Consider the following 23,498-nt stretch of genomic DNA (forward strand, 5'->3'; position numbering starts at 1 on the left):
TCAAACTCCAGCCTGACCAGTTTCAAGCCGAGCACCCACCGCTCACATGCCCGACCACGCCGCCCCGCTCGCGCGGCCACGGCGCTGATAGCTCGCTTCCTGGGCGCTTCTTTCCGCCGCCTCTGGGACACGTCGGTTGGGACACGTCGGTGCGCCGATCATGCCGGTGACGGGGCAGGTCCGTGCGGGCCTTGTCGTCTATCGGGCAACCTTCGGCCACTGTGCACGAGAGGCGGCGGACCAAGACGGCTGCCGTCGCGGCTGGTGGGCGTTGGTGCCGCGACTATCGTCGGCGTGTGTCTCGACGACAGAGCGACCAGTTGACTCCGGCCGAACATGCCCTGGTCCACGCCCTGACCGAGACGGCCGTCACGATGTTCGCGGTGTGGGAGGCGGACTTGATGCGGCGTCACGGGATGTCGCGAGTCGAGTTCACGGTGCTGCAGCTGCTCGCCGATGCTCCAGACCACTCGGCTCAGCTCTCGCCGCTGGCCGCCGCGGCACAGCAGTCCCTCAGTGCGATGAGCCGGACCGTGGGTCGACTGGAGAGTCGCGGCCTCGTCGAGCGGCATCGATCTGACGACGACGGCCGCGCCGCCCGGGCGGTCCTGACGAAGGCCGGCACGGCGAAGTACCGCCGGGCGCGACGCGACCACGTCGCCGTCGTGCGGCGCACCCTCCTGGACCACCTCTCCGACGTCGACACCGCCTCGATCACCCGACGGGTCGACAGCATGCGGGAGGCGCTCGCCGCGCACGCGGGCTAGCCAGCCGACGTCTGGGCGCCGGCCAGCCGCAGGCCGGTGCTTCACCAGGCGGCCAGGACCGGTCACCGGTCCGTGACTCCTGTGCGCTCGGATCCCACCTGCGTTTCGCCGTGCTGAACGAGTCCACGTCTGCGTGCCGGAATAAGTTGCGTGCGCAAGCAATTAGGCCAACGTCGCTCGCGATCACTGCAACGTGCGCCTGCGGTGCTGGTGCTCGTGCGTCCTACGACACGATCCACTTCGTTGCCTATGAAAGGGCTGCATGACATGACCGCATCAACGTCGTCCGCTGGACCAGTCGACTCTCTTCGCTACAAGGCGCTCGGCGTCATCCTGCTCGCGCAGCTGATGGTCGTGCTCGATGCCTCGATCGTGACGGTCGCCGTTCCGTCCGCCCAAGGCGACCTGGGCATCTCCATCGGCGACCGGCAGTGGGTCTTCACCGCATATACGCTGGCGTTCGGCAGCCTGCTGCTCCTCGGCGGGCGGATCGCCGACTACATGGGACGCAAGCGCATGTTCGAGATCGGTCTCGTGGGGTTCGCGGCCGCCTCGACCCTGGGCGGAGTTGCTCAGAACGCCGAGACACTCTTCGGCGCCCGCGCCCTGCAGGGCGCATTCGCCGCGCTGCTCGCCCCGGCGGCCCTCTCCCTGATCCAGGTGACGTTCACCGACTCCCAGGAACGCGCGAAGGCGCTCGGGCTCTACGGCGCGATCGCCGGCGGCGCGATGTCCCTCGGCCTGATCGCCGGCGGCATGCTCACCGAGTGGGCGTCCTGGCGCTGGACGATGCTGGTGAACGTCCCCATCGCGGTCGTGGCGCTGATCGGATCCCGCTACGTCGTTCGTGAGAGCAAGGCTCAGGGGGATGCCCACTACGACGTCGCAGGCACCATCGCGGTGACGGCCGGTCTCGTCTCACTCGTCTACGGCTTCACCCAGGCCCAGTCCGACGGATGGGGCTCGGGCACGACACTGCCCTACCTGGGTGTTGGCGCCGTCCTCCTCCTGGTGTTCTTCACCATCGAGGCCCGCAGCAAGTTCCCGCTCCTGCCCCTGCGGCTCCTGACCGATCGCACTCGCGGCGCCACCCTGCTCGCGATGTTTCTGACCATCGCGGCTCTGTTCAGCACATTCCTGCTGCTCACCTTCTATCTGCAGGGCATCCTGGGTTACTCGGCCCTCGAGACCGGCTTCGCCTATCTTCCGTACTCGATCGGCACTTTCGTTGGTGCCGCCACCGCGGGGAACCTGGTGTCACGCCTGGGCCCGATGCCGCTCATGGTCACCGGCATGCTGCTCGGCGCTGCCGGCCTCGTCCTCTTCGCCCAGATCGGCGTCGACAGCAGCTTCGTCAGCCTCATCCTCCCCGCCGAGATCATCACCAGCGTCGGACTCGGTCTGGCCATCGTGGCGCTCACCTCAACCGCCCTCAGAGGAGTCGACCCGGCTGACGCCGGCGTAGGAGGCGCTCTCGTCAACACCACGCAGCAGATCGGTAGTTCCCTCGGAATCGCCGTCATGAACACGATCGCTGCCACGGCGACCGTCAACTACATCAAGGACAACGGTGTGAGTGCGCAGGCCGAGGGAGTGGTGCACGGGTTCACCGTGGCGTTCCTGGTGGCTGCCGCCATCCTCGTCGTGAGCGCGCTCGTCGCAGTGCTCTTCGTCCGCGTGCGACGCGGGGACGTCGTGAACAAGACAGACCAAGCCCTGGTCGACCTGTCCGAGGTCATCTGACATCTGAACGCATCCCGGAACGCCGGCGACCTGGTTTTCCGCTTCTGACGATTTTCGCTGGATCAGAGGAACGCACCACCGTCAGCGGCGGCTGACGCCAGGAACCGCAGTAGTCCACGCAACCTCAACCAATCGTGACGCACTCCCAGAAAGGGAACAGATGAAGACCATCGCACTGTCGAGCAAGACGTACGGCCAGCCCAAGAATCTAGAGTTCGTGACGATCGAGCTTCCACCGCTCACGCGAGGATGGGCCCGAATCAAGGTCAACGCAGCGGGCGTCAACCCAGTCGACGCGCGACGGCTGACCGGCGACATCAAGTTTGGTGCGCTGCCGATGACCTTCGGTACCGAGTTCGCCGGGACCATCACCGACATCGCCGGCGACGCCCCGGAATGGGAAGTGGGAGACGAGGTTCTTGGCTCAGGCGAGGCGTTCACCCACGCAACCGTCATCGACGTCCCAACCGACAACCTCGTACGCCGCCCGCCCACGATGCCGTGGGCCGTGGCCGGCTCACTAGCCGGCGTCAGCCAAACCGCGGTGACTATCTTCGACGAGCTCGGTCCAATCCGATCGCTTCTCGTTCACGGTGGCGCCGGCGGTGTAGGGACCGTGACGATCCAGCTAGCGCGCGAAAAGGGCATCACGGTCGTCGCCACAGGGTCCAAGGACAACCAAGAATATCTTGCGACCCTGGGTGCCATTCCAGTCGAGTACGGCCCTGGACTTATCGCGAACCTAGATCGAGTCGCCCCACGTAGGTTCGACGCATCCATCGACATGGCGGGTACAGCCGAAGCTACCGAAGCATCACTCGCCCACGTCTCGGACGCCGGGATGATCGCCTCCGTTGCTGCGACGACCCCTACGTCTCCACGCGTCCGTCAGGTTTGGAGGAAGCGTGACCCGCGAGCGATAGAACAGGTCATTGCGAGCATTGCGGCTGGCCGCGTCAAGTGGACCGTCAGCTCCACCTATCCGTTCCACGACGCCCCGGATGCGTACACGGCGATCCTCGAACGACATGTCCGCGGCAAGAGCGTCCTCCTTTTCTGAGACTGGCGCGAGAGCCCAACCCTTCGGTCTCGTGGTCGGAGTCTTCTTTCCCGAGCACGTGAAGGGCAATGAGCAGCAGACAGGTCCCCGCTGTCACGACGGCCTGGGGCGTACCTGAAGCGACACGCGGGTCTTCCACAGCGTGCAGACGTCAGTTCTTCAACAACGCGAACGTAGCTAGCGCATGCACGAGTGACTTCCCACCCTGCTCAACGTCTGCTTCGCAGACAACAAGACTGTCCCCGCGCTTGCGCACCTCGGCTGTGACGATCAGCTGACCAGGCTTGCCGGGGTGTAGATAGGTGAGCGTGAGCTGACTGGTGGCAGGGACGTCGCCCTCGACGGCGCTTCGGACGGCTGCGCCCATCGTCGCGTCAACCAAGGTGGCAAGCATGCCCCCATGAACAGTCCCGGCCGCGTTGAGATGCCGGTCGGTGGCATCCATCGTCAGCGTTGCTCGTCCCTGATCTGCCTCAGGAGAACTAACGCCGATCGTCGACATGTAGCCGTGCTCGGTGTCCGTCACGTCCTGACTGTATCCGTGGCGTCAGACATCATTCAGCGCCACACAGACGCGGTGGTTCCTCCACCGCTAACGGACCACGCTCGCGCTTCCGTCGATATAGCCAAATGTCGGATCTCGAAAGGTCCCGCGCAGGTGGCAATCCTTTGGTAGCGGGATCGCAAGGCCGTTAGCTTCCGTCACGACGTGCAACGGCCTCTGGTCATCCCAGTGCGGCGCTCGCGTCTCGTAGGTCGTTCAGTGCCGCCAACGTGTGAGGTGCGAGGTCGCCGGTGGCGTTCGGGTCGCCCTCGGACCATTCCGCGAAGCCGCGCTTGAACGCGAGCACCCCCATCTCGGCGGCGAGGTGGGCGAGGGGATCGGGCACTCCGCGGGCGAGCAGTGCGTCGGTCATCGCCGCGGCCATGCCGACGTTCTTGAGGACAGCGCGTTCCTGGAGCTCGGTACTGGCCGCGACGGCCGCACTGATCCGGGGGCCGAGGTCGCGGTTGGTCGGGCCCATCTCGCTCGAGGCTCTTGCCAGGCCAGCTGCGACCGCCTCGAGCGGACTCGCGTCGAAGGGGGCCTCGGCGATCCCCTCCCCGAGCAGCCGGCTCAGCGTCTCCTGACCAGCGGCGAGGAGCTCGCGCTTGTCGGGGAAGTGCCGGAAGAACGTGCTCTTGGTGATGCCGGCACGCTCTGCGATCTGGGCGACCGTCGTGGCGTCGTAACCCTGCTCGGTGAAGAGGTCGACAGCGGCGACCACGATCCGCTCGCGTGCCCCTGGTTCCCACCGTGCCATGGCGGTCATCCTACGTGATGGGACTCTTGTCCCATCACTGCTAGATTGACGGGACAAGAGTCCCATCACTTCAGGAGAACTTTGATGCAGGTCTTCATCACCGGCGGTACCGGGCTGATCGGCACCGCCCTCGTCGCCGAGCTCCTCGGCCACGATCACACCGTCGTCGCCCTCGCCCGCTCCGAGGCATCCGCCCAGGCCGTGGAGGCATCCGGCGCGACACCACTGCGTGGCAGCCTCGCCGACCTCGACGTGGTCCGCCTCGGCGCCGATCGTGCCGACGGCGTTATCCACTTAGCCTTCGCCAACGACTTCACCAGCCCCGAGGCCCTCGCCCGCGCCGTGGCCGAGGAGACCGCCGCACTCACCACGCTGGGCGAGACCCTGCTCGACACCGACCGCCCGCTGGTCGCAGTCTCCGGCACGCCGTGGGTGCCCGGTCGTCTGTCCACCGAGGCCGATCCGCTGCCGACCGACGGCCCGGTCGGTGGTCGCGGGCGGACCGTGAACGCGATCCTCGAACTGGCCGCGCGCGGCGTCAGGAGCTCCGCGGTCCGGCTACCCAGGACGGTGCACCGCAACGGAGAAGGCGGGTTCGCCGGCCTGCTCACCGACATCGCCCGTCGCGGCGGGGTCTCCGGCTACCCCGGAGACGGCACCCAGCGCTGGCCCGCGGTGCACGCCCTGGACGCAGCAGCACTGTTCCGGCTTGCCCTGGAGTCGGCTCCGGCCGGCACCGCGTGGCACGCAGTCGACGACGAGGGAGACGCCGTCCGCGACATCGCCGAGGTCATCGGCCGACGGCTCGGGCTGCCGGTCGAGCCGGTCCCGCAGGAGAGCTTCGGACCACTCGGCCCGATCTTTGCCACCGACCAGCCATCGACCAGCGCCCACACCCGCGCCGAGCTCGGATGGACACCGACCCACCCGAAACTCCTCGCCGACCTGGAAAACATCAAGCCCTGAACCAGCGGGTCAATCCACCGCGTGTGCTCGGGGTGCGGGGCGTGGTGCGCCAACGTCGGTGACGACGACGACAACGCGAGAGCCCGAGCCACGAGTGCCTCTACCGTCAGACCATGCCATCAAGCCTGTTCTGCGTTGAGCACGCTGTGAAAGAACAACTTGTCGTCGCGACGTCCATCAGCGACCGCCAGACAGTTTGCGCGCATCACATCGGGTCCTCGAATCCGCAGCGGGTCCCGATCGCGCCGCCAGATGGGAGCGCATCCCAATGTGAATGGTGTCGTCGGGTGACACATCGGGCCTATTTCATCGTGGACGACAGCCCGTTGTGCATCAGGCATGCCGCGGACGCCGTGTTCTCGGATGACGATATGAGAGCGCACGACATGGCGCACGCCGCTTACCTCCACCTGAACGCTCACGGAGTGAACGACGCGTACTGACAGATCGGCCTGTTGGCCAGCCTGGTCTTGGCGCGCCCCGGCAATGACGACGCGACGGCGACCGGAGGTGAGCGCGGCGCTCACACCGCGTCATTTCCCCGCCTTCTGGGACAGCTCATGCGCGCCGAGAGTCGGGTGTTGCGGGTTCCTCATAACCGACGATTTCAGACGCACTGCCTTCGAACGCAGGTAGTGCGAGCGGGGACCAGGAGTAGTCGAGGACGCTCGACGCGCCACGACGGTCCGCCTGAGCCGTTCAGCGTTCTCCGCCGTTCAGGGGCTGACGGAGCCGAACCCCAGGAGAGCCACCGCCATGAGGACGACGACGGCGCCGGCGCCGGCGAGGTCCCGAGCTGCTCGCCGCACCCGCCTGGTCGGCCGGCTTCGCATGCACACCGATCGGTACGGCGTCTCTGGGTGTGCGCACCACTGCTCGGGCTCTCGACCCCGCCTATCCTGCGGTCGTGAGCGAGGAGCACGTCGTCATCGAGGGCGAGCACACCTGTTTCAGGCTCGAGGGCGTCACCCGCCCGCCGGTCGGTGTTGAGGTGCCGGGCACCCTCGTCGAGTGGCTCGACCCGGAGGACGAGGTCCTGGTCGTGACGACCGGTGCCCAGTTCGGGCCGTACGCCGTCACGCTCAGGACTCTCGCTGCCGCACCGCCGGAGGACGCCTCGTGGGAGGACGTCACCGAGCTCAGCGTCGTCGCCTCCACCGAGGTGGCGATCGGCGAGCTGATCGACGGGCCCGAGGAGTGGGTGACGGTCGCGCCGGGGCACCACCGCGTTCGGGTCAGCGCCCGAGGGCGCACCGAGAGCGCCGAGCGGGAGCGCACCTTCCCTGACGACGACCTCGATCTCGAGGACGAGGTCCCGCTCGAGCACTACCTCGTCGAGATGTGGCCGGCCCCACCCGCTCCACCGGTCGTCGTGCGAGAGACCAGCCGCCATGCCCGCGAGGTGGTGGATCCGCCGCCCCCGGACTGGCCGCAGGAGCGCGGGCCCGGGTTGATCGCGGCCCACGCCGTCGCGGCCGACGTGCGCCGCGAACCTGGATGTCGTGTCCTGAGCGGCCGGACGTGCGACGTGCGCGTCTCCGCCGAAGCGCCCCTCACGCCGACGCGAACGTTCAACCGAATCAAGCTCGCCAACGGTTGGCCCCCGGGCAACGGCGGGAGCCTGAACCACAACGACACAGTCGGCTACCGGGCCTCCTACTACGCCGACCCACCCGACTCCGATGGCCTGGCCCCCCTCCTGGGGACTATCGAGACTGAAGTGCTCGAGATCGCCGTGCCGAAGCGCTTCGTGGTCTCGTGGAACTGGCGCGTGGCCGGTCCGGGCGGTGAGCCGTTTCCCGGTAACCCACGGCTGCTGCCGGCGGACAGCCGGGTCACGATGACCTTCGCCGGGATCAACGGCGCGGGGCAGGAGCCGCGCACCCTCGTGGCGGTGCTGCATTCCGCCGTTCCCGAGGAGTGGGGCGATGACCTGACCAACCTGTGGGACTGGGACCTCGCTCAGCGCCTGCGGCTGTGATTGCGCATCGCCGAAGCAGCAACCACCCGCCGTGAACAGGGGAGCCGACCGAAACATGACGCCCGTGCCGCCCAGCGGGCTCCGCCCGACCGTGCCGCAGACAGTGCGCGTCGGAGGCACGTCCTTCCACCTCCCATGGGCGGCGTGCGCCTCGCAGGTCGTCGTTCATAGGGCTGCGCCACCTCGACGGTACGAGCGCGAGTTGACCGGCGCCTGATTGGCGGCGGACTCGGGCGAGCCAGCCCGGCGTACGGCGCGGGCCTCGGTAGCGTCCGGGGGTGGCCAGTCCTCGGCGATCCGGTGCCCGTCGGCGCAGCGCGTCGCCGCGCCGGAGCGGGACGCGACAGCCGCAGCGGCCGTTGCCGACGGCCGGGCCGGGGGAGCGGGTGTGGGTGCTCGACGTCCCGTACGGCACGCAGGTCGACGGCGCGACCTGGCACCCGACCCTCAGGACCCACCTGTACGTCGGGCGCAGCCTGCCCGCGCACCTCGCGCCCTACGCTCCGGGGCCCCACACGCTCGGTCGCTTCGTCGAGAACGAGCTCAATCCCGACAGCCCGACGCCGGCGCCGGAGCCGACCGACGAGCTCGAGCCCCGGAGGATCCAGTTCGAGGCGGCCGACGCGATCGCGGCACGGGCCGCGGCGGGCGGGCGACAGTTCCTGCTGGCCGACGAGCCTGGCGTGGGCAAGACGATCGCGGCGGTCCTCGGGGCGACGGCGGTCGGCGACCTGCGTGGCGCGCGGCGGGTCCTCGTCGTGGCCGACCGGCCCGCCGCGATCACCATCGGCCACTGGTGCCGCACGATCACGGCCCTGGGCGACGGGGGCCTGGAGTGGGTGGTGATCACCTGGGACCGGCTCGAGAAGGTCAAGGACCACCCGTGGGACGTGATCATCGCCGACGAGGCCCACGCCCTGCGCCGTACGACGACCAAGCGGTGGAAGGCCTGGGCGAGGATCTCGGGCCACGGGCGGCCGCACGACACGGCACCGTTCGTCATCGCGACGACCGCGACGCCCGGACACACGCCACTCGAGCTGCCGTACCTCGCCCCCGCCTTCGCGCAGGTGCTCGGCGAGCCGATGCGGGAGTGGACCTCGGCGACGCAGCCCGGACCCGCGTTCGCCGCCGCGCTCGAACGCCACGGCGTCGCGGTGGAGCCGGGCCGGTACGGCGCGACGTGGACCACCGATCCGGCGCGCCGCGCCGCGGACCTGAAGCTGGTGCGCGGCTGGCTCGCCGACGAGCGGCCGCCGGCGCTGCTGCACCGCGCCGCGCCGTGGGGGCCGGTGCCGATCTCGGGCATGCCGGTCACCCTCACGCCGGCCGAGCGGACGGCGTACGAGGCCGAGTGGGGGGAGTTCTGTCGCGAGATGGACCTCGCGCGCCGCGGCCGCAACGTCGCCAAGGGTCGCGCCGCGCTGCTGCGCTTCCGCCAGAAGGCCGGGCTGATCCGGGTCGACTCGACGGTCGCCTGGATCGCCCAGCAGGTCCAGGCCGAGCGACAGGTGGCCTGCTCGGTCGAGTTCGTCGCGACCGCCGCCGACCCCATCACCGACCGGCTGCGCGACGCCGGGATCGAGGTGGCCACGATCTACGGCCGCGACCGGTTCGACCCCGAGGCCGAGCGGCTCCGGTTCCAGACCGGGCAGGCGAAGGTCTGCGTCTTCACCACGGTCGCCTCGATCAGCCTGCACGCCGGCGAGACCCTCGCCGACGGCCGCCAGGCGAGCACCGAGCCCCGGGTGGGGATCTTCCACCAGGCCCGCTTCTCGGGCATCGCCGCGCGGCAGGTCACCGGCCGTACCCACCGCGACCACCAGGTCTCCCCGTGGCACATCGCCTACGCCGAGGGCACGGTCGAGGAGCAGGTCGGCAAGGTGATGGTGGAGCGGATCGCCGCCGCCTCCGAGACGGTCGGCAGCGACACCGCCGGGCTCGCCGACCTCGCGCAGCTCCTCGGCGCGGACTGGCTGCCGCCCGCGACCCTGACCCAGGACGGCACCTGACCGCGGCCTGACCGCGCGCGGCGCGCTCGCGGTGCCGGCCCGCACGCCGGGTCACGGGTCGGATTCCTGTTCGAGGTGAACCGGCGGCGCGGTCGGCGGAGTATGAACGGTATGCAGCGAGGCGGCCGGGACGAGGAGTTCAGCGAGTTCTACCGTGCGCGCGTCACCGCCCTGCGGCGCGTGGCCTACATCGTCACCCGTGACTGGCACGCAGCCGAGGACGTCACCCAGCGGGCGTTCGTCAAGGTCTACCGGGCCTGGCCCCGGATCAGGCCCGAGACGCTCGAGGCCTACGTACGCCGGGCCGTGGTCAACGAGTCGCTGAGCTGGGTCACCCGCGGACCGCGCGACGTCGTCGTCGACGGGCTTCCCGACCGGGCGGTGGTCGAGCCGGACGCCCCGCTCGACCTCGACGCCGCCCTGGCGACCCTGCCTCCCCAGCAGCGCGCGGTGATCGCCCTGCGGTTCGTCGACGACCGCTCCGTGGCCGAGACCGCCGCCGCGCTCGGCCTCGCGGAGGGGACGGTCAAGAGCCACACCGCCAAGGCCATCGCCACCCTGCGCCTGCACCTTCCCACCCTCACCGAGCACTGGAGCCACTGATGACCGAGCACGACCTCTCGACCCTGCTCCGCGACCACCTCTCCGACGAGCCGCCCACCTCGCTGAGCCCCGGCGACGCGATCCGCACGGGGCGCCGCCAGACCCACCGCGCGCGGCTGTTCGCCGCCGGCGCGGGCGCCCTGGCGGTCGCCGCCGTCGCCGCACTCGGCGGGACCGGCGTGCTGGGCGGCGGGACCGACTCCGACCCGGTCGCGAAGGAGGCGCCGGTCGCCCAGGCGCCCCCGGAGACGCTGGCGGACGTCATGGAGGACGTCGCTGCCGACGGGTTCACGCCGTACGCCGGCGCGCTCGGCGAGCCGCGCTGGAGCGTCAACGACGTCCTCGGCCAGCCGGTCGAGCCCGGCGACCCGGCCGCCCAGAACTTCCTGCTCGACTACCGGCCCGCCGGGACGCCGCAGGTCAACCTGACGGTCGGCGGCTTCGCCCCGGAGGACCGCGAGAACTACCCGTTCGAGGGCGCCTGCGCCGCCGGGCTCGACCGCGGAACCCTGGTGGAGTGCACCGAGACCATCCTGGCCGACGGCTCGCTGGTCACGGTCAGCGTCGGGCCGATCTCGCAGGTCGGGGGTGACGCGCCGCAGCTCCTCACGGTGCAGGAGGTCGCGGGTCGCGACCCCGGGACCTTCGCCTGGTCGCGCGTGGTCGCCGTCGACTCGATCGACGACGTGAGCACGCGCGCGTCGGAGTACGTCCGCGGCGCCGACGTCGAGGCGGCGGACTGGCAGGTGCCGGTCGCGGCGCTGCGCGCCCTCGCCCTCGATCCCGCCCTGCTCGGCGCGGACGTCGCGCACGAGCCGATGCCGCTCTACACCGGCGAGTAGGTCCGCCGCGCCGGGCCAGGTCGCATCGCCGGCTCAACGCAGCAGGGCGAGGTCCCGCCGGACGTAGCGCAGGTGCGCCCACTCCTCCTCCAGGATCACGCGGAGGCAGTCGCCGACGCTCGGACGCCAGTCGTCACCGCCCCACGGGTTCGCGCGCTCCTCCGCGAGCAGCTCGGGCGTCGCCGTGGCCAGGAAGTCGGTGACCAGCTGCTGTCGCTCCGCCCGCACCGCGAGGACCTCGTCGAAGGTGGGCGGGTCGGTGCGGAAGATCGAGGTGTCGAAGCCCATGTCGGCGGCGCCGGTGAAGACCTGACCGATCTCGTGGAACGGCTGCTCGACCTGCAGGATCCCGCCCCGGAGCCACGCGTCGGTCGCAAGGACGAGGTGCCGCAGGGTCTGCGCCAGGGACCACTCGTCCTCGACGTGCGCGTCGACCAGGCCGGGGGGCGTGTCCGCCACCGTGTCCTGCCACGCGGACTGCACCGCGACCCACCCCTCGCGCAGGCCCTCGGGCGTCTGCGCCTTCTGCAGCTCGCGGCCCGGGAACTGCCGGTTGAGCTCGGTGTCCACGAGGGGCACCACGTCGACCCCGTTGACGACGAGGCGCCCGAAGAACAGGTCGTGGCTGTCGATGTCGAGCCCGTCGACGTCGACGCTGCGCATGGTCACGCCGCTGACGTCGGAGAAGCGCAGCGTGGCGCCCTTGAGGCTTGCCTGGACGAAGGTCGCGCCCTCGAACTCTTTCGTGCCGGAGTAGGTCGTCATCGCCCCATCATCACCGGATTCGAGGACGGTCCGGCGTCACGATCTCATCCGTTGTGGATGGCTCGGTTGTCCACACACGGGTAGAACACACTGTCGATTGTCCGTGGCCGGGCGTAGAATCGGGGTATGAGCAAGCACCACGACGACCACCGTGACGGGCACCCCGTCGCCCGGTTCGTCGCGCTGCTCGAGGCCGAGCTGGCGGTGCTGGTGGATGCTCCGGCGTGGTCGTTGGACGCCGCTGCGACGGCTGATCTGGTGCCGCGGCTGGCACAGGTGGTGGCCGGGGTGCAGGAGCTCGAGGCCCGGGTCATCGGGCAGGCCGGGGTCCTCGACCTGCCCGGGACGATCGGGGCCAGGTCGCTGACGGCGTGGCTCGCGCGGGTCACCCGGGTCACCGGTGGCGAAGCATCGCGGAAGGTGCGGCTGGCCGGGGACCTCGCCGCTCACGAGGCCACCCGGGTCGCGATGGCGTCTGGTCGGGTGCACGCCGAGCAGGCGAGGGTCATCGTCGCCGCCGTCGGCGACCTCGACGGCCAGCACCACCTGCGCGACAAGGCCGAGGAGCACCTGCTCGGCGAGGCCGCCCACCACGACGCGCACGACCTGAAGACCCTCGGGCGGCGGATCCTGGAGACCATCGACCCCGACCAGGCCGACGAGCACGAAGCGAAGCTTCTCGAAGCGGAGGAGGCTCGGGCCCGCAAACGCACGACGTTCACGCTGTGGGACGACGGCGAGGGCCTCGCCCACGGCCGGTTCACCATGCCCTCCGCCCAGGCCTCCGTGCTGCGTAAGGCACTGGCCGCGATCGCGGCACCCAAGCACGTCCGCGCCACCGGGGGCGCCGGGACCTACGACCACGAACGACCCACCCCGGAGAGGCTCGGGCAGGCGTTCTGCGAGTACGTCGAGCGCTACCCCACCGACCGGCTCCCCACGATGGGCGGGACCAGCGCGACCGTCGTGGTCACGATGACCCTCGAGACGCTCCGCGGCGGCCTCGCCGCCGCGCACCTCGACACCGGCGCCGCTGTCTCACCGGGCCAGGCCCGCCGGATGGCCTGCGAGGCCGGGATCATTCCCGCCGTCCTCGACGGACAAGGCCACGTCCTCGACCTCGGCAGGAAGCGCCGCTTCCACACCCCCGCCCAACGACTCTCGATCGGATTGGAGCAGCAGCACTGCCAACACCCGACGTGCACCACGCCCGCGGCGTACTGCCACACCCACCACACGGTCCCCTGGAGCGAGGGCGGCCGGACCGACACCCGCGACGCCGTCCTGCTCTGCCCCTTCCACCACCACCGGATCCACGGAGGGGTCAGGGACGACACCCGGGCGACCGTCGCGTCCTACCCGCTCCGGACGTAGCCCGCAGTCCTGGACGGCCCCGGTCAGCCACCCAGCGCGGCGCCGACGACCTCACGGGCGGCGGACTGGACCTCGGCGAGGTGGTCGGGGCCGCGGAAGGACTCGGCGTAGATCTTGTAGACGTCCTCGGTGCCCGAGGGGCGCGCGGCGAACCAGGCCGACTCGGTGGTGACCTTGAGGCCCCCGATCTTGGCGCCGTTGCCGGGTGCCTCGGTGAGCTTGCCGGTGATCTCCTCGCCGGCGAGCGAGGTCGCGGTGACGGCGTCCGGGGTGAGCGCGGCCAGGGCCGACTTCTGGGACCGGGTGGCCGGGGCGTCGACGCGGGCGTACGCCGGCTCGCCGTGCCGGGCGACCAGGTCGGCGTAGTGCTCGCTCGGGGTCCGGCCGGTCTTCGCGATGATCTCCGAGGCCAGCAGGCAGAGCAGCAGGCCGTCCTTGTCGGTGGTCCAGGTGCCGCCGTCCATCCGCAGGAACGACGCCCCGGCCGACTCCTCGCCGCCGAAGCCGAACGAGCCGTCGATCAGCCCGGGCACGAACCACTTGAACCCGACGGGCACCTCCACGAGAGGCTTGCCGAGGTCGGCGGCGACCCGGTCGATCATCGAGGAGGACACCAGGGTCTTGCCGATCCGCGCCGAGTCCGGCCAGCCGGGTCGCGCGCCGCCGAAGAGGTACTGGATCGCGACGGCGAGGAAGTGGTTGGGGTTCAGCAGGCCGGCGTCGGGCGTGACGATGCCGTGCCGGTCGGCGTCGGCGTCGTTGCCGGTGGCGACGTCGAACTCCGCGCGCTTCTGCACCAGCGAGGCCATCGCGTCGGGGGAGGAGCAGTCCATCCGGATCTTGCCGTCCCAGTCGAGCGTCATGAAGCGCCACGTCGCGTCGACGAGGGGGTTCACGACCGTCAGGTCGAGGCCGTGCCGGTCGGCGATCTCGCCCCAGTAGTGCACCGACGCGCCGCCGAGCGGGTCGGCGCCGATCCGGACGCCGGCGGCCTTGACCGCCGCGAGGTCGACGACCGACGGCAGGTCCTCGACGTAGGTGCCGAGGAAGTCGTAACCCTGGGCCGCACGCCGGGCCCGCTCGAACGGCGTCCGGCGGACGTCGCCGAGGCCGGCCCGGATGAGCTCGTTGGCGCGCGCGGCGATCACCGACGTGGCGTCGCTGTCGGCGGGGCCGCCGTGCGGCGGGTTGTACTTGAAGCCGCCGTCGGACGGCGGGTTGTGCGACGGCGTCACCACGATCCCGTCGGCGAGGCCGGCCGCACCGGGACCCTTGCCCTGGTTGGCCCGGATGATGGCGTGCGACACCGCCGGCGTCGGGGTGTAGGCGTCGCGCGAGTCGACGAGCACCGTCACGTCGTTGGCGGCGAGCACCTCGAGCGCCGTGGCCCACGCCGGCTCGGACAGGCCGTGGGTGTCGCGGCCGATGAACAGCGGGCCGTCGTAGCCCTGCTCGCGCCGGTAGTCGCAGATCGCCTGGGTGGTCGCGAGGATGTGGGTCTCGTTGAACGACGTCCTCAACGACGTGCCGCGGTGCCCGCTCGTGCCGAACGCGACCTGCTGGTCGATGTCGTCGGGGTCGGGCACGCCGGTGTAGTAGGCCGTGACGAGGTGGGCGACGTCGACGAGGTCCGAGGGTGCGGCGAGCTGTCCTGCGCGGGGGTCTGCCATGGGCGCCATCCTGCCCGACTCCGGCCGCGCTCCGACAGTGCCGACGGATCGGGAAGACTGCTCCCATGCGTTTCACCGAGCACGAGCTCACGGCCGCGCTGCACGGCGCGGGGAAGAGCATCCTCACCACCCAGGACAAGGACGTGCGCAAGGGCCGGCGCACGGTCGACGAGGCGTGGCAGGCGATGGACCGCTACCAGAGGTTCAAGCTGCTCGACGGGCTCGGCGGTCACCTGCTGCCGGTCCTCGTCGGGCTCCCCGACGTCGCCGTGGCGACCGGCGAGCGGCCGACGTTCACCGACGAGCAGGTCCGGGCAGCCGTCGAGGAGCAGCTCGGCGACCACAAGGGACTCCGGCGTCGTGCCCTCCTCGAGGCGCGGGTGGCGCTGGTGCGGATCGCGCTGGCCAGCGTGCCGCCGCGCCAGGACCCCGACGCGCTGGTCGTGCCCGACCACCTCTGACGCCCGCGCCGCGGTCAGGGCCGGAAGGTGACCTGGGCGTGCGGGTCCTTGCCGAAGACGAGCACCTTCGCCGGCCGCACGACGTAGACCCACGGACGGCTGCCGTCACCGTCGACGAACGTCTCGTCGGCGGCCTGCCAGTCCCAGTCGGAGCCGTACTTCTCCCGCCAGGCGGCGGCCAGCGGTTCGAGGCGCCCGAGGCCGGTGACCCGCTCCGCCGCGCCCTCGAGGACGACGTCCGTGCCGGCCTGCCAGGTGTTGGTGCCGGTGACGACGGTGACCGCCGGCCCGGCCTCGAGGTTGGCGCTCTTCTGCTCGCCGGCACCCGTGCAGAAAGCGAACGCGTCGTCGTGCCAGACGCCGACGAGCGGAGTCGTGTGCGGGCGTCCGTCCGGCCGCACCGTGGTGAGCCAGTAGAGCTCGGCCGAGCCGAGGATGGCCCGGACGTCGTCCCAGGACGGCGCGACGGCGGCCGGGTCGGAGAAGCGCGGGTCGACGGAACCCTCGGGGGTGCTCATGGGCGGGACGACTCCCCGGGCCGCGCAGACTCATCGGGACAGCGATGTCGATCCCGGACCGGGCGGCCGGGCACGGCGCCGCCAGGCCTGCGCCGGCCTGCGTCAGCGCCAGCCGAGGGCCGGGGCCACGTGGGTCAGCATCGACTCGAGGACGTGCGCGTTGTAGTCGACGCCGAGCTGGTTGGGGATGGTCAGCAGCAGGGTGTCGGCGGCGGCGATCGCCTCGTCCTGGGCCAGCTGCTCGACGAGCCTGTCCGGCTCGCCGGCGTAGGTCTTGCCGAAGCGGGCGGTGGTGCCGTCGATGATGCCGACCTGGTCGCTGCTGCGGGACTCCCTGCCGAAGTAGACGCGGTCGCGGTCGTCGACGATCGGGAAGATGCTGCGGCTGACCGAGACGCGCGGCTCGAACTCGTGGCCGGTGGCGGCCCAGGTGGTGCGGAACCGCTCGATCTGCTCGGCCTGCAGCTCGTGGAACGGGACGCCGGTGTCCTCGGCGAGCAGCGTCGAGCTCATCAGGTTCATGCCCTGCTCGGCGGTCCACTCGGCGGTGGCGCGGGTGCCGGCGCCCCACCAGATCCGCTCGCGCAGGCCGGGGGCGTGCGGCTCGATGCGCAGCAGCCCGGGCGGGTTGGCGAACATCGGGCGCGGGTTCGGCTCGGCGAAGCCCTCGCCGCGCAGCGCGTCGAGGAAGACCCGGGTGTGCGTGCGGGCCATCTCGGCGTGGTCGCCCTCGGGACCGGGGTCGTAGCCGAAGTACCGGAACCCGTCGACGACCTGCTCCGGTGACCCCCGGCTGATGCCGAGCTGCAGCCGGCCGCCGGAGATGAGGTCGGCGGCGCCGGCGTCCTCGGCCATGTAGAGGGGGTTCTCGTAGCGCATGTCGATGACGCCGGTGCCGATCTCGATCCGGCTGGTCCGCGCGCCGATGGCGGCGAGCAGCGGGAACGGCGACGCGAGCTGGCGCGCGAAGTGGTGGACGCGGAAGTACGCGCCGTCGACGCCGAGCTCTTCGGCCGCGACGGCCAGCTCGATCGACTGCAGCAGCGAGTCGGACGCCGTGCGCACCGCCGACTGCGGCGACGGCGTCCAGTGCCCGAAGTTCAGGAACCCGATGTTCTTCTTCACGTCGGCTCCAACACCGGCCGAATCGTCGATCTTCCCGAGGGTCTCGCGCTCCCCGCGCCCGGACGCGCCACGTGCCCGGACGCGCCACGGGCCCGGAGGACGACGTCCTCCGGGCCCGCTCCGTGCGGGGGCTGGCGGGTGCTACCTCCGGGGGGCCTTCTTGACCACGATCTTCTTCGTCGTCCGCACCGACCCGGCGAGCGCGTCACCGACGTAGGTGACGGTGGCCCTCACGGTCCCGGCCTTCTTGAACTTCGGCAGCGTGATGGTCACCTTCCCGGCCCTGAGCGTGCCGGCGTAGGTCTTGGCGCCGATCTTCACCGTCACCCTGCCGGTGGGCGTGAAGCCGGAGGCCGCGACGGTGACGACGAACTTGGCCTTCGTCCGGCCGGCCACGACCTTCGCCGGCTGGACGGCGACCGCGAGCCTCGGCGTCGCCTTGACGACCGCGACGGCCGCGACCGCGCTGCTGCTCGGGTTGGTCGAGGAGTCGCCGACGTAGCGCGCCTGGACGGTGCGGGTGCCGACGGTGGGGAAGGGGCCGACCTTGGCGGTCGCGCGGCCGGCGACCAGCGCGACGGTCGAGACCTTGGCGCCGCCGACCCACAGCTCGACCTGGCCGGTCGGCGTCCCGCCGGCCTTGGCGACGGTGATCGAGACCGACGAGGTGCCCTGCCTGACCGGCAGCGAGCCCGGGGCGACGGAGACCGAGGTGGTCGAGTCGACGGTGGTCGGCGTCGCGGCGGTCACGGTGATCGGGACCGTCACGGACGTGCCCGTCGTGTCGCCCGTGATGGTCACCGACGCCGGGCCGGCCGGGGTCGCCGCGGGGATGGTCGCGCGGACGCTGGCCGTGCCGCGCTCGTCGTTCGCCGCGTCGTCGACCGTGGTGACGACGGGGGCGGTGCCGATCGTGGTGGCGCCGAGCTTCACGACGACCTCGCCGTCCTGGACGTCGCCGACGCCCGTGAACGACAGCGACGTGAGGTCGACGGCGAGGGTCTCGCCCGCGACGACCGTCGTGCCGTCCGGCGTCGAGACGCCGACCGAGTGCTGGGTGCCGTCGACGACGGGGGCGCTGCCGAGGTGCTCGACGAGCGCCGCCTGCTCGGTCTTGTTGGCCGCCCGGTCCCCGGCGCGGCCGGTGAAGGCCGGGAAGCGCACGGTGTCGCTGCGCAGGGCCGCGGACGTGGTGACCGAGTAGCTCGTCCCGGCGAGGACCGGGTTGCCGTTGAGCCGCACGTCGGTGATCCGGGCGTCCTGCGGCTGGCTGGGGTCGTAGGTGTAGCGGAAGCCGGTCGAGGTGCCGAGGCGGACGAACGGCTGCGAGGTGCTCCACTGCTGCTCGAGCAGGGCCTCGATCTGCGCGCCGGTGAGCTTGAAGTTGCGCATGTCGGCGGTGGAGGGCTGCACGGCCGCGGCCTGCTTGAAGGTGGCCGTGGTGGTGCCGGTCAGGTCGGCATTGACGGCGTCCGGGTGCACGAAGGAGATCTGGGTCGCGCCGTTCGCGCCGTTGGAGGTGGTCGTCGCACGCTGGGCCTCGGCGACCAGGTTCGCCAGCCGGGACTCGCCGCCGGGGTTGACGGAGGCGTCGGCGAGGCGGGCGCGGGTGACCGGTCCCGCGACCGGGCCGAGCTCGTAGTCGTCGAGCACCTGGATGTTCTTGAACCGCATCCCGTCGTTGGACGCCGGGTTCGCGAGGCCGATGGCGCCGTTGAGCGCGCTGGGCGCGCCGCGGGTCTCGATCAGGGTGCCGTTGAGGTAGATCCTGACCGCCGAGGCCGTGGCCTCGACGCGGGTGGTGTTCCACTCGCCGACCGGTCGGCCCACGGCGTTGCCGGTGCCGAGCGGGACGGCGATGCTGGCAGCGGTGTTGCGGCCGGGCGAGGCGAGGTGGAGGGTCGAGGCGTCGCCGGTCGCCGAGCGCTTCCAGTCGACCTCGACGGTGTGGGGCCCGGTCTGCTGGGACGTCGTCCAGAGCGCGCCGGCGCCACGGAAGCCGCGGATGGTGCAGTCGGCCTGGCGGCCGAAGCCGCCCGAGCCGGCCTTGCGCCAGCCGTCGAACGAGGCGAACGTGCCGTCGAACAGGCGGGTCCAGCCGGCGTTCACCGGCGTCGCGGTGCAGGTGTCGAACGACGTGCCGCCGACCTGGATCGCGTCGAAGTTGAGGCGGCAGAAGTCCGTGCCGCGGTCGCAGTTGATCGCGACGGTGTTGGTGCCGGCGTTCAGGTTGACCTGGGCCTGGGCGACGCGCCAGGTCTCCCAGTCGCCGGTCATCGGGTACGAGACGATCTGGCGCGTGCCGTTGGTGGTCAGGCCCATCGACCGGGTGACGTTCTCGTCGGCGCCGAGCAGACCTGCCGCGTAGCGGATGTAGATCGGGTAGGTCCCGGCCTCGGGTGCCGTGACCGTCATCGTCGAGGTCATCCCGGTCTCGCGGAACGTGTAGGACCCGGTGCCGGAGAAGTTGCCGTGGTCGCCGGAGTTCAGGGCCGGACCGCCGCTGATGACGCCGTCCTCGACCTCGACGAACGCGATCACGGCGTCACCGACCGCGCTGGGCGAGGTGGGTTGCGCGGCGGCGGGGACGGTGCCGACGCCGGTGAGGCCGACGGCGACGACGGCCAGGGCCGTCAGCGTCCGGCGCACGGCGCGGACGGACAGGGGACGGGACACGGGCGGGCTCCTCCGAGGCATGGCTGTGACACGCGCCACAGCTGTTCCTGCCGACGGTAGGGCCGAAGGTCCAGAATGTCGAAGCCAGTTCCGTCATGTGGACCGATCCGGACAACGGTTCACATATCGGAACCAGCGGGCTACTCGTAGGTGGAGCGGTCGTAGACCTGGAGGGTCTCGAAGTCCGTCGGGAGGTCGTCGTAGCCGCTGCACTCCATGTCGGCGGTGTCGCCCTCGCTCAGGGTGACGTCCAGGCGGCAGTCGACCTGCGCCAGGACCCGGCTGCCGTCGCGGAACGTGAAGGTGATCGAGGGGCGGTCCCACGACTCGGCGTCCTCGCGGGCGCTGGTGACCGAGAGCCCGGTGACCTGGTCGGACCCGAGGTCGGTCGGATCGGTCGCGCGGACGAAGCTCCAGCCCTCGGCGTACTCGAAGTCGCGGATCTCGAAGGCCTGGCCCTCCTCGACCGTGAGGGGGTCCTTGCTGGAGCCCCGGTAGTCGGTGTCGAAGGAGTCCTCGATGCCGTTCTTGACGTTCACGATGCCCCAGGCGCCCAGCGCCACGAGGCCACCGCAGAAGAGGACGACGACGAGGCCCACGATGAGCAGCACGTTGCGGGTGCCGTTGCTCCGGGGCGGCTGCGGGTACGGGTTCGGGTAGACGCCGGGGCCGTACGGGTTCGGGTAGGGCTGCTGGGGCTCCGGAGCGCCGTACGGCGGGGGCTGCTGCGACATGGGCGTCATTGTGTCCCGCGCGGACGCGGACCAATCCTGCGCCTCAGCCGCCGGTGGCCAGCATCGCGGCGATCCCGAGCATGGTCAGCCCGATGAGGACGTCGAGCACCTGCCACGCCCGCGGCGTCGAGAGGGTGCGGTGCATCAGTCGGGCGCCGTACCCGAGGCCGACGAACCAGAGCACGCTCGCGGCGCACGCGCCGGCGGCGAACCACCAGACGTGGTCGTGGGTGTGGGCGATCGAGCCGACGAGCAGCACGGTGTCGAGGTAGACGTGGGGGTTGAGCCACGTGAGCGCGACCGCCGTCCGGACGGCGACCCCGAGCGTGGCGTCCTGCCCGGTGGCGGCCTCGAGGGACTCGCCCCGGCGCGCCCGCAGCAGGCTGCGGACGCCGTACCAGGTCAGGAACGCGACGCCGGCCCAGCGGACGACGTCGACCACCCAGCCCGCCCGCTCGATGATCGTGCCGATCCCGGCGATCCCCGCGACGATCAGGACGAGGTCGGAGACCGCGCACACCGCCACCACCGCCCCGACGTGCCGCCGGGCAAGACCCTGGCGCAGCACGAAGGCGTTCTGCGCGCCGATGGCGATGATCAGGCTCAGCCCGGTGAGCAGGCCGGCGACGGTGGAGGAGAGCACGGCTCCATGCTAGGGACCGCGACGTCGTTCAGGCCAGCGAAAGAATCTTGAGCCTGATTAGCATGGCTTCATGCAACTCGACCAGCTCGCCGCCCTCGCCGCGATCGTCGACCACGGGACCTTCGAGGCCGCGGCCCGGCACCTGCACGTCACGACGAGCGCGGTCAGCCAGCGGATCCGGGCGCTCGAGACGACGGTCGGCCAGGTCGTCGTGCGGCGCTCGACGCCGTGCGTGGCCACGCCGGCGGGGGAGACGCTGGTGCGGCTGGCGCGGCAGACGGCGCTGCTCCACGACGAGGCCCGGGCGCTCCTGGACGCCGGCAGCCGGGCGCGCACCGACCTCCCGGTCGCGGTGAACGCCGACTCGCTCGCCACCTGGTTCCGCGACGTGGTCGGCGAGGTCGCGGGGTGGGACGGCGTCGCGCTGCGCCTGCACGTGGAGGACCAGGGCTTCTCGGCCGACCTGCTGCGCCGCGGCGACGTCCTCGGCGCGGTCACCTCCGACCCGGTCGCGGTGCAGGGCTGCGCCGTGGAGCCGCTCGGCTCGCTGCGCTACCGGCCGGCGGCGTCCCCGGCGTTCGCGGAGCGCTGGCGGCACGGCCGCGGCGCCGACTGGGCGCGGATGCCGGTCGTGGTGTTCAACGAGAAGGACGCGCTGCAGCACGACCTGCTGGCCGCCCGCGGGCTCGGCCCGCCGCCGGTCGTGCACCGCGTGCCCACCTCGACCGACTACCACGAGGCGGTCCGGCTCGGCCTCGGCTGGGGGCTGCTCCCGGCGCCACAGCTCGAGCCGGACCTGGCCACCGGGGCGCTGGTGCTGCTCTCGGCGCGCGACCGGGTCGACGTACCGCTCCACTGGCAGCGGTGGCGGCTCGACTCACCGGTCCTGGGACGCCTCTCCGAGTCCGTGCGACGCGCTGCCGCGGCGGTGCTGCGGCGCTGACCGGCTGGTCAGTCGCGACCGACGAGGCTCACCCGGCGGGGCCCGTCGCCCTCGCCGTCGGTGACGACGACGGCCTCGTGCTCGTCGGCGACGAACAGGTCGATGATCCGCGTGGTGGTGGTCAGGGCGCCGTGCCGGTCCCCGTCGTCGTCGACGACCGAGACCCGGCTCGCACCCCCGTCGCCGTGGCGCCAGCCGGAGAGCCGGCCCTGCCGTTCCTCGATCGCCACGGCGGTCGACCCGGTCCAGAAGGTCCCCTCGGTCCCGGTCTCGACGCTCGTCAGCTCCTCCCCGGTGCCGAGGTCGACGATGCGCAGCGTGTCGCCGTCCACGGCCCCGATGCGCCGCGAGCTGCTCCTGTACGGGTCCGTGTCGAGCCGGGCCACCGCCCCGCGCTCGAGGTCGACACCCCAGAAGTCGAGGTCGAAGGTGCTCACCGCGACCGCGCCGTCGTCCACCGTGCCGACGACCTCCGCCACGACGTCCGTGGGACCGGTCAGGTCGCGCTCACGGCCGTCGACGACGAACACGAGGCTGCCGTCGTCCCGGGCGACGAGCACGGTGCGCTGCCAGGCGGCGACGCCGGTGATCCCGCCGCGCGCCTCGATCGAGCCGAGGGCGGTGCCGTCGCCGAGGTCGAGGACCTCGAACCGGTCCGGACCCGACGGGACCAGCGTCACGCCGACCTGGGTCAGCAGCCGCCCGGTGGGCGTCAGGCTCGGGACGACGAGCCCGGACGGCGCCGGCCGCGACCAGCGCTGCTCGCCGTCGAGGTCGACCCCGACCACGGTGGGGTCGGCGCCGTAGGTGCGCAGGGCGACCACCCCGGCCTCGGCGTCCATGCCGACGATGCGGAGGTCCTGCGCGCTCCGACGCTCCCACCTGGTGGCTCCGCTGGTGTCGACGTACGCGGCGGCGTACTCGTCGTCGCGCCAGGTGAGGACCGCGCCGCCGCCGGGCACCAGCGCGGCCTGCCCGACGAACGCCCCGCTCGGCACCTCGCTCTCGGCCAGGACGTCGCCGTCGTCACGGTCGAGCACGACGACGCCGTCCGACGACTCGACCAGGACGCGGGTGCCGTCGACGTCGAGGACGTCGCCGGCGCCGGCCACCTCGGTCGACCAGGCGACCCGGTCGCGGGTGGTCCACCAGAAGAGGCCGCCGGCGACCAGCACCAGGACGAGGGCGACGGCGACCACGACGCGGGGGCGGGGGGGCGACATGGGCCGAGCCTGCCCGGTGCCGGCCGCGCGACACCCGGCGCGAGCCGGATATCGGGTCGCGGCGCCCCGGACGCCGTGCCACCGTGGG

Annotated in this window: 22 protein-coding genes; 11 read left to right on the top strand and 11 right to left on the bottom strand. The window is 71.5% G+C overall.

The features are described from left to right. Nucleotides 1–416 precede the first annotated feature (416 nt). From E4623_RS10370 to E4623_RS10380, 3 genes are all read left to right on the top strand, one after another. Nucleotides 417–767: a MarR family transcriptional regulator gene (locus E4623_RS10370; RefSeq protein WP_167736571.1), complete on the top strand. Its 351-nt coding sequence runs from the start codon at nucleotides 417–419 to the stop codon at nucleotides 765–767. A gap of 249 nt (nucleotides 768–1,016) precedes the next feature. Next, the gene (locus E4623_RS10375; RefSeq protein WP_134766489.1) at nucleotides 1,017–2,510 is read left to right on the top strand and encodes an MFS transporter; all 1,494 of its coding nucleotides are present in this window, start codon (nucleotides 1,017–1,019) and stop codon (nucleotides 2,508–2,510) included. Nucleotides 2,511–2,670: 160 nt separating this feature from the next. Further along, nucleotides 2,671–3,570, top strand: a complete 900-nt coding sequence (locus E4623_RS10380; RefSeq protein ID WP_134766490.1) for an NADP-dependent oxidoreductase — start codon at nucleotides 2,671–2,673, stop codon at nucleotides 3,568–3,570. Between the two features lie 151 nt (nucleotides 3,571–3,721). On the opposite strand, the gene E4623_RS10385 is transcribed toward E4623_RS10380, so the two are convergent. After that, nucleotides 3,722–4,096: a PaaI family thioesterase gene (locus E4623_RS10385; protein WP_209020625.1), complete on the bottom strand. Its 375-nt coding sequence runs from the start codon at nucleotides 4,094–4,096 to the stop codon at nucleotides 3,722–3,724. 199 nt (nucleotides 4,097–4,295) lie between these two features. After that, nucleotides 4,296–4,874 carry a TetR/AcrR family transcriptional regulator gene (locus E4623_RS10390; RefSeq protein ID WP_134766491.1) on the bottom strand — a complete coding sequence of 193 codons (579 nt, stop codon included), beginning with the start codon at nucleotides 4,872–4,874 and terminating at the stop codon, nucleotides 4,296–4,298. An 84-nt stretch (nucleotides 4,875–4,958) separates the two neighbouring features. Here E4623_RS10390 and E4623_RS10395 point away from each other — a divergent pair, with 84 nt between their 5' ends. After that, a complete protein-coding gene (locus E4623_RS10395) occupies nucleotides 4,959–5,840 on the top strand; it encodes an SDR family oxidoreductase (protein ID WP_134766492.1) in 882 nt (293 codons plus the stop codon). Between the two features lie 119 nt (nucleotides 5,841–5,959). On the opposite strand, the gene E4623_RS10400 is transcribed toward E4623_RS10395, so the two are convergent. Continuing rightward, nucleotides 5,960–6,367: a hypothetical protein gene (locus E4623_RS10400; protein WP_134766493.1), complete on the bottom strand. Its 408-nt coding sequence runs from the start codon at nucleotides 6,365–6,367 to the stop codon at nucleotides 5,960–5,962. A 464-nt stretch (nucleotides 6,368–6,831) separates the two neighbouring features. Here E4623_RS10400 and E4623_RS10405 point away from each other — a divergent pair, with 464 nt between their 5' ends. The 4 genes from E4623_RS10405 (at nucleotide 6,832) to E4623_RS10420 (ending at nucleotide 11,278) form a co-directional block, all read left to right on the top strand. Then, the gene (locus E4623_RS10405; RefSeq protein ID WP_134766494.1) at nucleotides 6,832–7,821 is read left to right on the top strand and encodes a hypothetical protein; all 990 of its coding nucleotides are present in this window, start codon (nucleotides 6,832–6,834) and stop codon (nucleotides 7,819–7,821) included. A gap of 392 nt (nucleotides 7,822–8,213) precedes the next feature. After that, nucleotides 8,214–9,833, top strand: coding sequence for a helicase (locus tag E4623_RS10410; protein WP_209020626.1), 1,620 nt, complete (start codon nucleotides 8,214–8,216; stop codon nucleotides 9,831–9,833). Between the two features lie 111 nt (nucleotides 9,834–9,944). Next, entirely contained in the window at nucleotides 9,945–10,436 is a 492-nt protein-coding gene (locus E4623_RS10415) for a SigE family RNA polymerase sigma factor (protein WP_134766496.1), read from the top strand. Continuing rightward, entirely contained in the window at nucleotides 10,436–11,278 is an 843-nt protein-coding gene (locus tag E4623_RS10420) for a hypothetical protein (RefSeq protein ID WP_134766497.1), read from the top strand. Before E4623_RS10415 ends, E4623_RS10420 begins: the two co-directional genes overlap by 1 nt. A gap of 33 nt (nucleotides 11,279–11,311) precedes the next feature. Here E4623_RS10420 and E4623_RS10425 read toward each other — a convergent pair whose 3' ends face one another. Next, nucleotides 11,312–12,043 (bottom strand): DinB family protein, encoded by a 732-nt coding sequence (locus tag E4623_RS10425; protein WP_134766498.1) that lies wholly within the window; start codon nucleotides 12,041–12,043, stop codon nucleotides 11,312–11,314. A gap of 126 nt (nucleotides 12,044–12,169) precedes the next feature. On the opposite strand from E4623_RS10425, the gene E4623_RS10430 reads away from it, so the two are divergent. Then, the gene (locus E4623_RS10430; protein ID WP_134766499.1) at nucleotides 12,170–13,417 is read left to right on the top strand and encodes an HNH endonuclease signature motif containing protein; all 1,248 of its coding nucleotides are present in this window, start codon (nucleotides 12,170–12,172) and stop codon (nucleotides 13,415–13,417) included. A gap of 23 nt (nucleotides 13,418–13,440) precedes the next feature. Here E4623_RS10430 and pgm read toward each other — a convergent pair whose 3' ends face one another. Further along, nucleotides 13,441–15,087 (bottom strand): phosphoglucomutase (alpha-D-glucose-1,6-bisphosphate-dependent), encoded by a 1,647-nt coding sequence (gene pgm / locus E4623_RS10435; RefSeq protein WP_134766500.1) that lies wholly within the window; start codon nucleotides 15,085–15,087, stop codon nucleotides 13,441–13,443. A gap of 65 nt (nucleotides 15,088–15,152) precedes the next feature. On the opposite strand from pgm, the gene E4623_RS10440 reads away from it, so the two are divergent. Further along, nucleotides 15,153–15,548 carry a hypothetical protein gene (locus E4623_RS10440; protein WP_134766501.1) on the top strand — a complete coding sequence of 132 codons (396 nt, stop codon included), beginning with the start codon at nucleotides 15,153–15,155 and terminating at the stop codon, nucleotides 15,546–15,548. Nucleotides 15,549–15,562: 14 nt separating this feature from the next. Here E4623_RS10440 and E4623_RS10445 read toward each other — a convergent pair whose 3' ends face one another. The 5 genes from E4623_RS10445 to E4623_RS10465 all read right to left on the bottom strand — a co-directional run bounded on the left by E4623_RS10445 (nucleotide 15,563) and on the right by E4623_RS10465 (nucleotide 21,244). Continuing rightward, entirely contained in the window at nucleotides 15,563–16,066 is a 504-nt protein-coding gene (locus E4623_RS10445; RefSeq protein WP_134766502.1) for a pyridoxamine 5'-phosphate oxidase family protein, read from the bottom strand. Between the two features lie 102 nt (nucleotides 16,067–16,168). Beyond that, nucleotides 16,169–17,191 carry an LLM class flavin-dependent oxidoreductase gene (locus E4623_RS10450; protein WP_134766503.1) on the bottom strand — a complete coding sequence of 341 codons (1,023 nt, stop codon included), beginning with the start codon at nucleotides 17,189–17,191 and terminating at the stop codon, nucleotides 16,169–16,171. Between the two features lie 141 nt (nucleotides 17,192–17,332). Then, nucleotides 17,333–19,867, bottom strand: a complete 2,535-nt coding sequence (locus tag E4623_RS10455) for a 5'-nucleotidase C-terminal domain-containing protein (RefSeq protein WP_167736572.1) — start codon at nucleotides 19,865–19,867, stop codon at nucleotides 17,333–17,335. Nucleotides 19,868–20,007: 140 nt separating this feature from the next. Next, on the bottom strand, nucleotides 20,008–20,601 hold the full coding sequence (locus tag E4623_RS10460; protein ID WP_134766505.1) for a hypothetical protein: 594 nt from the start codon (nucleotides 20,599–20,601) through the stop codon (nucleotides 20,008–20,010). 43 nt (nucleotides 20,602–20,644) lie between these two features. Then, nucleotides 20,645–21,244: a LysE/ArgO family amino acid transporter gene (locus tag E4623_RS10465; RefSeq protein ID WP_134766506.1), complete on the bottom strand. Its 600-nt coding sequence runs from the start codon at nucleotides 21,242–21,244 to the stop codon at nucleotides 20,645–20,647. Between the two features lie 70 nt (nucleotides 21,245–21,314). Here E4623_RS10465 and E4623_RS10470 point away from each other — a divergent pair, with 70 nt between their 5' ends. Then, entirely contained in the window at nucleotides 21,315–22,187 is an 873-nt protein-coding gene (locus E4623_RS10470) for a LysR family transcriptional regulator ArgP (protein WP_134766507.1), read from the top strand. A gap of 8 nt (nucleotides 22,188–22,195) precedes the next feature. Here E4623_RS10470 and E4623_RS10475 read toward each other — a convergent pair whose 3' ends face one another. Continuing rightward, on the bottom strand, nucleotides 22,196–23,410 hold the full coding sequence (locus E4623_RS10475; RefSeq protein WP_134766508.1) for a PQQ-binding-like beta-propeller repeat protein: 1,215 nt from the start codon (nucleotides 23,408–23,410) through the stop codon (nucleotides 22,196–22,198). Between the last annotated feature and the right edge of the window lie 88 nt (nucleotides 23,411–23,498).

Source organism: Nocardioides sp. 1609, from assembly GCF_004522105.1.
Classification (GTDB): Bacteria; Actinomycetota; Actinomycetes; order Propionibacteriales; family Nocardioidaceae; genus Nocardioides.